Origin of the sequence: Actinoplanes sp. NPDC049802 (genome assembly GCF_040656595.1) — a bacterium.
Classification (GTDB): domain Bacteria; phylum Actinomycetota; class Actinomycetes; order Mycobacteriales; family Micromonosporaceae; genus Actinoplanes.
This window is the reverse complement of record NZ_JBFAMR010000008.1, coordinates 175,948-184,845: the sequence shown is the minus strand read 5'-3', so window position 1 is coordinate 184,845 and position 8,898 is coordinate 175,948. Positions and strand designations below refer to the sequence as shown.

Here is an 8,898-nt window from a genome sequence, read left to right as displayed (position 1 = left end):
CGACAGGGCGGCAGGACGCCGGGACGACAGGGCGGCAGGACGCCGGGACGACAGGGCGGCAGGACGCCGGGACGACAGGGCGGCAGGACGCCGGGACGACAGGGCGGCAGGACGCCGGGGCGGCGGGGCGGCAGGGCGCACCGTCGGTGCGCTGGGGGGCGCCCGCCCGGCGGGCAGAGGGGGCCGAGCGATCCGGCACGCACGCGGGGCCCTGCGTGGTCGCTCACGAGTGCCACAGCGGTGCTCGGGCGCACCGTCCGGAGTGCTGTGCGCCCCCGCCCGCCCGGCGGGCGTGCAGGCGGGCGGGGCGGGCGATCTGGCCAGCAGGGTCAGCCCTGAAAGCCAGCCAAAGACGATCTCTCACCCGACGGCGCACCACGGCCGCAACCCGGCAGCCGCGTCGCGAGAAAGCCGGACCCAGTGGCCCGTGCGGCGCCAGCCGCCCGGGCCGGATCGTGCGGCGCCAGCCGCCCGATCAGGCTCGGCGGGGCGGTCGTCGTCTCCGGGGACGGGGAACGCCGTACCGGAAATGGTTCTCAGTAGCGGGAGCGCAGCAGCCGGGCGGCCTCGGTGGCCCAGTAGGTGAGGGTGATCTGGGCGCCGGCCCGTTTGATGGAGGTGAGGGATTCGAGGATGACGCGTTCGCGGTCGATCCAGCCGTTGGCGGCGGCGGCCTCGACCATCGCGTATTCACCGGACACCTGGTAGGCGGCCACCGGGACGGTGACGTGGTCGCGGATCGCGGCGATGATGTCCAGGTAGGGCAGGGCGGGCTTGACCATGACGATGTCGGCGCCTTCGGCGATGTCCAGGTCGACTTCGCGCAGGGCTTCGCGGACGTTCGGCGGGTCCTGCTGGTATTGGCGGCGGTCGCCCTGGAGCGTGGATTCGACGGCCTCGCGGAACGGGCCGTAGAAGGCGCCCGCGTACTTCGCCGAGTAGGCGAGGATCGCCACGTCCTGGTGGCCGGCCGCGTCGAGGGCCTTGCGGATGACGCCGATCTGGCCGTCCATCATGCCGGAGGGCCCGACCATGTGGGCACCGGCCTCGGCTTGCGCGACGGCCATGTCGGCGTAGATCGCGAGGGTGGCGTCGTTGTCGACGGAGCCGTCCGCGGCCAGGACACCGCAGTGGCCGTGCGACGTGAACTCGTCCAGGCACAGGTCGCCCATGATGACGGTGCTGTCGCCCAGTTCGGCTTTGAGGTCGCGGAGGCCGACGTTGAGGATGCCGTTCGGGTCGAGGCCTGCCGATCCGGTCTCGTCCTTGTTGGCGTTGTCGGGCACGCCGAAGAGCATGAGTCCGCCGACGCCGGCACTGACCGCCTCGGCGGCCGCTTTGCGCAGCGACTCGCGGCTGTGCTGGACGACACCGGGAAGTGACTTGATAACCCGGGGCTCGGAGAGCCCCTCCTTCAGGAAGAGCGGCAGGACCAGCTCGGACGGGGCGACCCGGGTCTCCTCGACCAAGCGGCGGATCGCGGGTGTGCGCCGCAGGCGGCGCGGGCGGATGTCAGGGAAGGACATCGGGCGCTCCTTGAGAAATGAAGAAGCGCGCCGACTCGATGATCGGCGCGCTTCTCGATGGATCAGCGGAATCGGAGGGCGGTCGGGCCTTGAACCTTGGAGCCGCGGCGCTGCTTCGCCGGCATGGCGGCCAGCTTCTCGCGGAGTTCCAGCGCGTACTCGGCGAGGGCCTCGACGAGGTCCGGCACCGATGCGGTCTGCGGCTGGGTGTCGACTCGCAGGCCGAACTCGACGGCGGTCTCGGCGGTCTTCGGGCCGATCACCGCGACCACGGTCCGGGCGTGCGGCTTGCCGGCGATGCCGACCAGGTTCCGCACCGTCGACGACGAGGTGAAGAGGACCGCGTCGAACCCGCCGGACTTGATCGCGTCGCGGATCTCGGCGGGCGGCGGGGCGGCCCGGACCGTCCGGTACGCGGTCACGTCGTCCACCTCCCAGCCACGCTCGATGAGGCCGGCCGCGAGGGTCTCGGTGGCGATGTCGGCACGCGGCAGCAGCACCCGGCCGACCGGGTCGAGGATTTCGTCGTGCGGCGAGAACTCGGCCAGCAGGCCCTCACTGGACTGCTCGCCGGCCGGGATGAGCTCGGGCTGGATGCCGAAGGCGCGAACCGCGTCGGCGGTGGCCTCACCGATGCAGGCGATCTTCACACCACCGAAGTGGCGGGCGTCGAGGCCGTGCTCGCCGAACTTCTCCCAGACGGCGCGGACCGCGTTGACCGAGGTGAAGATGACCCAGGCGTACCGGCCGTCGACGAGCCCCTTGACGGCGCGCTCCATCTGGGCCGGGGTGCGCGGCGGCTCGACCGCGATGGTCGGCACCTCGCACGGGATGGCGCCGTAGGCACGCAGCCGGGCGGACATGGCGCCGGCCTGCTCCTTGGTACGCGGAACAAGCACCTTCCAGCCGTACAGCGGACGGTTCTCCCACCAGCTGAGGGTGTCGCGCTCGGCCACCTCGGCGCCGACGGTGAGCACGACCCGGCCGGTGAAGCCGAGCGCCGCGGCGACGAAGCTGTCCACGGTCGAGGCGGTGGTGTACTGCGTCTCACCGGTGCCGTCGCCGGTCACCGCGACGGGGACGCCCGGCTCGACTCCGGCGGCGAGCAGGCCGTCGCGAACGGCGGCCAGGTCACCGGCTTCCACCGCGACGGCGAAGGAGCCCTTCTGCGCGGCGCCGGCGAGGGCGTCGAAGTCGAGGGTGGTGACGTCGTCGACGTCGGCGGAGATGCGGACGCCGGGCAGCGGCACACCGGCGTAGGCGGCGACGCCCTCGGCCTGGCCGATGCCGGGGATCACCTCGAAGTGCACCGCGGTACGCGCGACCGCCTGCACCTCCTTGACCACGGCGTCGTGGCCGAACGGGTCACCGGCGACCAGGTGCACGGCGGACAGCCCGGACTTGGCGGCCGACAGCAGCACCTTGGCGACGTCGCCGGGCGCACCCTCGGCGGGGCTGAACTGCGCGTCTTGCTTGGCGTCGGAGCGGATCGCGCTGAGCAGGGATTCGGGCACGCCGCGGTCGTAGACCACCTGGTCGGCATCGGTCAGCGCCGCATACGCGCGGCGGGTCAGCAGCTCCGGGTCGCCGGGTCCGGCGCCGATGAACGCGATGCGTCCGGCTGGCTTACGGGCGGTGCGGGTGGTCATTCTGTGCTCCCCATCAGGGTATCGGCTCCGGCGTCGAGGAGATCGGTGGCAAGCGCCTTGCCGATCTCCGCCGCGCCGGCGGGCGTTCCGGTGCGCGACAGTCGGATGGCTCGGACCCCATCCGGGCTGATCACCGCACCGCGCAGGTAGATCTCGTCACCGTCGTCGCCTTCGGCGATTTCGGCGTGTGCCGCGACCGGGGCGGAGCACCCGGCTTCGAGCGTGGCAAGCATCGACCGCTCCGCCAGCACGGCGGCGCGGGTCGAGGCGTGATCGAGAGCGGTCAGCAGCTCGATCAGGCCGGTGTCGTCGGCCCGGCACTCCACCGCCAGCGCGCCCTGGGCCGGGGCGGGCAGCATGAGCATCGGGTCGAGCGTCTCGGTGATCTCCGCGGACCGGCCGAGCCGTGCCACACCGGCCCGGGCCAGAACGACGGCATCGAGGTCCGCCTCCGGTCCGAGGACCCGGGCGATGCGCGAGTCGACGTTCCCCCGGATCGGCGTGACCTGCAACTCATACCCCAATGCGTGGAGTTGCGCGATACGGCGCACCGCACCGGTGCCGACGGTGGCGCCCGGCGGAAGCTCCGTCAGGGTGAGGCCGTCGCGGGCGATCAGGGCGTCCCGTGGGTCCTCCCGGGGCGGCACGGCGGCGATGTGCAGCCGCGGATGCTCGCCGGTGGGCAGGTCCTTGTACGAGTGGACGGCGAAGTCGATCTCACCGGCGAGCAGCGCGTCACGCAGCGCGGAGACGAAGACGCCGACGCCGAGCTGGGCCACCGGCGCGGAGGACCGGTCGCCGGGGGTGACGATCCGGACCAGTTCGACCGGGCGGCCGGTGGCGGCGGTCAGCGCGTCGGCGACCATCCGTGACTGGGTGAGGGCCAGGGCGCTGCCCCGGGTGCCGAGTCGAAGCGTCACGGTTTCCCCCCGATCTCCGGTACCGCGTTCGCGCTTGTGGCCAGCGGAACGTCCAGGTCGAACAGTTCACGGAGCAGGGCAGCGTACTGGTCGCCGCCGGGTTCGGCGGCGAGCTGGCGGACCCGCACGGTCGGCGAGTGCAGCAGCTGCTGGACGACCCGGTGCAGGGTACGGGAGACGTCGGCGCGCTGCTCCTCGGTGAATTCCGGCCGCCGGGCGATCAGCTTGCGCATCTCGGCGGACACGACCTCCTCGGCACGGGTCCGCAGGGCGGCCACCGTGGGCGCGATCTCGGCGCCGCGCAGCCAGCCGAGGAAGTTGTCCACCTCGGTGGCGACGATCTGCTCGACGGCCAGGGTCTCGGCGGCGGCCGGGTGGGAGCGGCGGCCGGCGGCGAGGCTGTCGATGTCGACGACGGTCAGGCCGGGCAGGCCGGCGGCGTCGGGCGCCACGTCCCGCGGGACGGCCAGGTCGAGGACGATCAGGTCCTTGACGGCCAGCGCCTCCGCGAGGCGGTCGCGGGTGAGGACCGGTTCGGTGGAGGCGGTCGCGGTGATCACGATGTCCACCTCGGCGAGCGAACGGTCCAGCTCGTCGTAGGGGACGGCGACCGCTCCGTACGCCTCGGCGAGCCGGTCCGCGCGGTCGTAGCTGCGGTTGGTGATCCGCAGCGGGCCGACCCCGGCGCGGGTGAGCGTGGCCACCGACAGCGCGCCCATCGCCCCGGCCCCGATGACCAGCGCGGATCGTCCGGCCAGGTTGCCGCCGAGGTGCTCGGCGGCCACGTCGAGGGCGGCTGTCACGACGCTCTGCCCGGCCCGGTCGATGCCGGTCTCGGCGTGCGCCCGCTTGCCGACCCGCAGCGCCTGCTGCATCAGCTCGTGCAGCAGCCGTCCGGCCGAGTCGACCTCGGTGGCCGCGTGGTACGCGTCGCGCAGCTGGCCGAGGATCTGCGCCTCGCCGACGACCATCGAGTCGAGTCCGGAGGACACCCGGAAGGAGTGCCGGACCGCCGCCTCGCCGTAGTGCACGTAGAGGTGGCCGGCGAGCTCGCTGGCCGGGATGCCGGAGTGCTCGGACAGCACGTTGCAGATGTCACCGAGGCCGCCGTGGAAGCCGCTCACCGCCGCGTACACCTCGACACGGTTGCAGGTGGAGACGACGACCGCCTCACCCACGTACGGCTGGGCGACCAGGCGTTGCAGCAGGCCGGGGACGGCCGGCTCGGCGATGGCGAGGCGCTCGAGGACCGCGACGTCTGCCGTGCGGTACGAGGCTCCGATACTCAGCAGGTTCACGAACCGACCGCCTCCTGGTTGTCCGGGCTCGCGGCGGCGGACCGGCCGCCCGGAAGGGCGGTCAGTGACGCCTTGCGGTGCTCGTGGAACGAAAGGATCTGCAGCTCGATGGCGAGATCCACCTTACGGACATCAACGTTGGAAGGCACCGAAAGAACTCCCGGCGCGAAGTTGAGGATGCTTGTCACCCCTGCGGCGACCAGCGCGTCGGCGACCGCCTGCGCGGTGCCGGGCGGGGTGGCTATCACACCGATCGCGATGGACTCCTGCGCCGCGATCTGCTCCAGCTCGTCGATGTGCCGCACGGTGAGGCCGTTGATCTGCTCGCCGACCTTCTTCGGGTCGGCGTCGAAGAGGGCCACCACCCGGAAGCCGCGGCTGGCGAACCCGGCGTATCCGGCCAGGGCGTGTCCCAGGTTGCCGACCCCGACGAGGCAGACCGCCCGGTTCTCGTCGAGGCCGAGGATGTACTCGATCTGGGCGACGAGCAGGGAGACGTCGTAGCCGACTCCACGGGTGCCGTAGGACCCGAGGTGCGACAGGTCCTTGCGGAGCTTGGCGGAGTTGACCCCGGCCGCAGCCGCGAGTCCCTCACTCGATACGGTCTCCGCGCCGGTCTCAGCGAGGTGGTGAAGGGCACGCAGATATTCCGGCAGCCGGGCGATGGTTGCCTCCGGTAGCTCCGGGAAGGCCGGTACGCGACCGGTATCGCCGGGCGTGTTTCCGTGACGCTGCTGACTCATCTGACTCCGTGCCGACGAGGCGGACCTGCGGTGAGCCCTGTCTGTGCGATACCGGTGAAACCCTCGTGGGGTGGCTGTGGTAGCGGGGCTCGTCGGAGACACAGAGTAGGCGCTTGTGAAGGCGTGCACAAATCGCGATCTTGCCGGGACAATTGGACAACATCGACCCGACTGTGTTAGTCGAGCCGACCTGTCGAGTATTACCGCTCGACCCCCACCAGGGCCACCTGACTCAGAGTGACATGGCCATCTTCACCGCATCCACCAGCGTGTCGGCCACCGGACGGCCGCTCTGACGCAACCGGGCCGGGTCGGTGAACCCGCCCGTGTAGAGGACCGCGCGGCCGCCGACCGACTCGGCCGCGTCGGCGTCGTCCAGCGAATCGCCGATCAGCACCACGTCCTCGCCGGCCACCCCGAGCTCCTCCAGATGGGCGGCGAGATGGGCGGCCTTGAACCCGCCACCCATCTCGGCCCGCAGCCCGTCGACGCGGGCGAACAGGCCGGCCAGCCCGTACCCCTCGACGGCCGGGATCAGCTCGCTGTGGAACCACATGGACAGCAGCGACTGGCTGCCCGGCCAGGTCTGGATGGCCGTCATGGCGTCGGCGGCCAACGAGACGTCGGTCAGTCCCAGGCGGTACGCGTCGTGGAAGATCCGGTCCAGGTGGCCGAACTCCTCCGCGCCGACGGCCCGGCCCAGCATCTCGGCGTAGAACTCGGCGACCGGCCGCCGGAAGGCCCGCCGGTGCTCGTCGGCGTCCACGTCGCGGCCGCCGACCGCCGCGAACGCCGTGTTGGTCGACGAAACCACCAGGTGGAGGTCGTCGAGAAGGGTTCCGTTCCAGTCCCAGACCAGGTGCTTTGACGTCACGGGAAGCGAGGCTACAGCCGGGGCTCCCCTGGTTGTCGAGCCAGATCCCGTAACAGGCGCTCCTCCTCGATCCGCCAGTAGCCGTGCTCCCTGCCGTCCAGCAGCAGCACCGGCACCCGGTCGCCGTAGTCGCGCTCCAGCTCGATCGACGAGTCCACGTCGACCTTCGCCCACTGGCCGGGCGCGATCCGGTCCAGTGTCTGCTCGGCCACCTCGCACAGGTGGCAGCCGTCCCGGCTGATCAGGGTGAGTCTCACAGGTCCCTCTTCCGGATCTTCCCGATCGGCGAGCGCGGCAGCTCGGTCACCAGCTCGACGCCGGGCAGCTTGAACCGGGCCAGCCGGCCCGCGCAGTACACCCGCAACTGGTCCGGGCTGGGCGGCGGGTCGCCGGCCGCCACCACGTAGGCGTGCGGGCGCTGCCCGCTCTCCGGGTCGGGCAACCCGACCACTGCCACGGCGGCCACGCCCGGATGCGCCATCAGCACCCGTTCGATCTCGGCCGGGTAGACGTTGAAGCCGTTCACCAGGATCAGCTCACCGATCCGGTCGACCAGGACCAGGTCGCCGTCGCCGTCGGCGTACGCGATGTCGCCGGTGGGCCACCAGCCGTCCGGGTCCGGGCCGTCCCGCCCGTCCGGCCAGTAGCCGGAGAACAGGTTCGGCCCGCGGACCACGATCTCGCCCGGATCCGTGCCGGCCGACTCCGCGACCTCGAGGTCGGCGTCGACCGAGGCGGTGCCGTCATGCCACAACACCAGACCCGAGGGGGTACGCAGCAGCAGCTCGACACCGGGAAGCGGGCGACCGATCGAACCGCTCTTGTCCCGGTCGCTCACCGCCGTGGTGGTCAGCACCGGAGCGGTCTCGGTCAGCCCGTACCCGATCAGGATGGCCCGGCCGGTCAGCGCGCGGAAGCGCGCCGCCACGCTGTCCTCCAACGGCGCCGCGCCGCACACCGCGGTGCGCACGCCGCGCAGCGCCTGCTCCGCGGCGGGCTGCCGGGTCCAGGCCTGGTACATCCCGGGCACACCGACGGTCACGGTCACCCGGTGGCGGACGATCAGCTCCAGCGACTCGGCCGGGTCGAACCGTTCGGCGAGGATCCCGGTGGCCGCGTGGTGCGCCACCGTGCCGAGCCCGGTGTTCAGCCCGTAGGCGTGGAAGAACGGCACGGCCAGCAACACCACGTCGTCCGGCCCGACCACCGGCGGATCGATGCGGTCGAGCTGCTCGTGGTTCGCGGTGAGCGCCGCGTGGGTGAGCATGGCGCCCTTCGGCCGCCCGCTGATGCCCGAGGTGTAGAGCAGAACCGCGAGATCGTCTTTTCCGGGTACGGCGTCCGGCTCGAATTCCCGGGGCCCGTCCGGCAGCGGTCCCTCGACGACCAGGGCGGCTCCGGAGTCGGCGATCGCGAAGTCCCGCTCGTCCGCGGTGTACCCGGGATTGAGCGGCACCACGACCCGCCCGGCCCGCAGCGTCCCGAAATAGGCGGCGGCGAAGTCGACGGTGTTGCCGAGCAGCAGCGCTACCCGGTCACCGGGCGCGGTGCGTGACGTGATCGAGGCGGCGGCCGCGGAGACGCGGCTGTCCAATTCCGCCCACGTGACGACGGTGTCCCCGGCGATCAGCGCGGGCTGGTCTGGACGGCGGCCGGCGGCCTCGGCGACCGGGTCGCGGGCGGGTTCCTCCACGAGGCCCGAGTCTGGCACAAACCGCGCCCGACCGGGATGGTGGACGGCAGGTCCGTCCCGTACGCGGCTTGTTCGGCAAACATCGACCTTGACGATCATTGCCGCCTTCGCACGATTCGCGGCTTTGCGCGTAGCGCACATGGTGTGCGACTCCCCGTGTCCGAACTCGGTGATACTTCCGCACTGTGTAACCAA

General features: G+C 71.9%; 8 protein-coding genes. All 8 read right to left on the bottom strand.

The window, feature by feature from the left end; translation table 11 throughout:
• Window positions 1-536: 536 nt before the first annotated feature.
• The 8 genes from hemB to AB0I88_RS08755 all read right to left on the bottom strand — a co-directional run bounded on the left by hemB (window position 537) and on the right by AB0I88_RS08755 (window position 8,703).
• Window positions 537-1,526, bottom strand: coding sequence for a porphobilinogen synthase (gene hemB / locus AB0I88_RS08790; RefSeq protein ID WP_361020296.1), 990 nt, complete (start codon window positions 1,524-1,526; stop codon window positions 537-539).
• Between the two features lie 62 nt (window positions 1,527-1,588).
• Window positions 1,589-3,175: a uroporphyrinogen-III synthase gene (locus AB0I88_RS08785; protein WP_361020294.1), complete on the bottom strand. Its 1,587-nt coding sequence runs from the start codon at window positions 3,173-3,175 to the stop codon at window positions 1,589-1,591.
• Window positions 3,172-4,095: a hydroxymethylbilane synthase gene (gene hemC, locus AB0I88_RS08780; protein WP_361020292.1), complete on the bottom strand. Its 924-nt coding sequence runs from the start codon at window positions 4,093-4,095 to the stop codon at window positions 3,172-3,174. Before hemC ends, AB0I88_RS08785 begins: the two co-directional genes overlap by 4 nt.
• Window positions 4,092-5,393 carry a glutamyl-tRNA reductase gene (locus AB0I88_RS08775; protein WP_361020290.1) on the bottom strand — a complete coding sequence of 434 codons (1,302 nt, stop codon included), beginning with the start codon at window positions 5,391-5,393 and terminating at the stop codon, window positions 4,092-4,094. The genes hemC and AB0I88_RS08775 overlap by 4 nt, the downstream gene beginning before the upstream one ends.
• Window positions 5,390-6,136, bottom strand: coding sequence for a redox-sensing transcriptional repressor Rex (locus AB0I88_RS08770; protein ID WP_361020288.1), 747 nt, complete (start codon window positions 6,134-6,136; stop codon window positions 5,390-5,392). The genes AB0I88_RS08775 and AB0I88_RS08770 overlap by 4 nt, the downstream gene beginning before the upstream one ends.
• A 232-nt stretch (window positions 6,137-6,368) precedes the next feature.
• The gene (locus AB0I88_RS08765; protein WP_361020286.1) at window positions 6,369-7,010 is read right to left on the bottom strand and encodes an HAD hydrolase-like protein; all 642 of its coding nucleotides are present in this window, start codon (window positions 7,008-7,010) and stop codon (window positions 6,369-6,371) included.
• An 11-nt stretch (window positions 7,011-7,021) separates the two neighbouring features.
• The gene (locus AB0I88_RS08760) at window positions 7,022-7,267 is read right to left on the bottom strand and encodes a glutaredoxin family protein (RefSeq protein ID WP_361020284.1); all 246 of its coding nucleotides are present in this window, start codon (window positions 7,265-7,267) and stop codon (window positions 7,022-7,024) included.
• Window positions 7,264-8,703, bottom strand: coding sequence for an AMP-binding protein (locus AB0I88_RS08755; protein ID WP_361020281.1), 1,440 nt, complete (start codon window positions 8,701-8,703; stop codon window positions 7,264-7,266). The genes AB0I88_RS08760 and AB0I88_RS08755 overlap by 4 nt, the downstream gene beginning before the upstream one ends.
• Between the last annotated feature and the right edge of the window lie 195 nt (window positions 8,704-8,898).

Coding starts and splice junctions, on each gene's coding strand:
- AB0I88_RS08785 (WP_361020294.1), bottom strand. CDS start 3,175: ATGACCACCCGCACCGCCCGTAAGCCAGCCGGACGCATCGCGTTCATC.
- hemB (WP_361020296.1), bottom strand. CDS start 1,526: ATGTCCTTCCCTGACATCCGCCCGCGCCGCCTGCGGCGCACACCCGCG.
- AB0I88_RS08770 (WP_361020288.1), bottom strand. CDS start 6,136: ATGAGTCAGCAGCGTCACGGAAACACGCCCGGCGATACCGGTCGCGTA.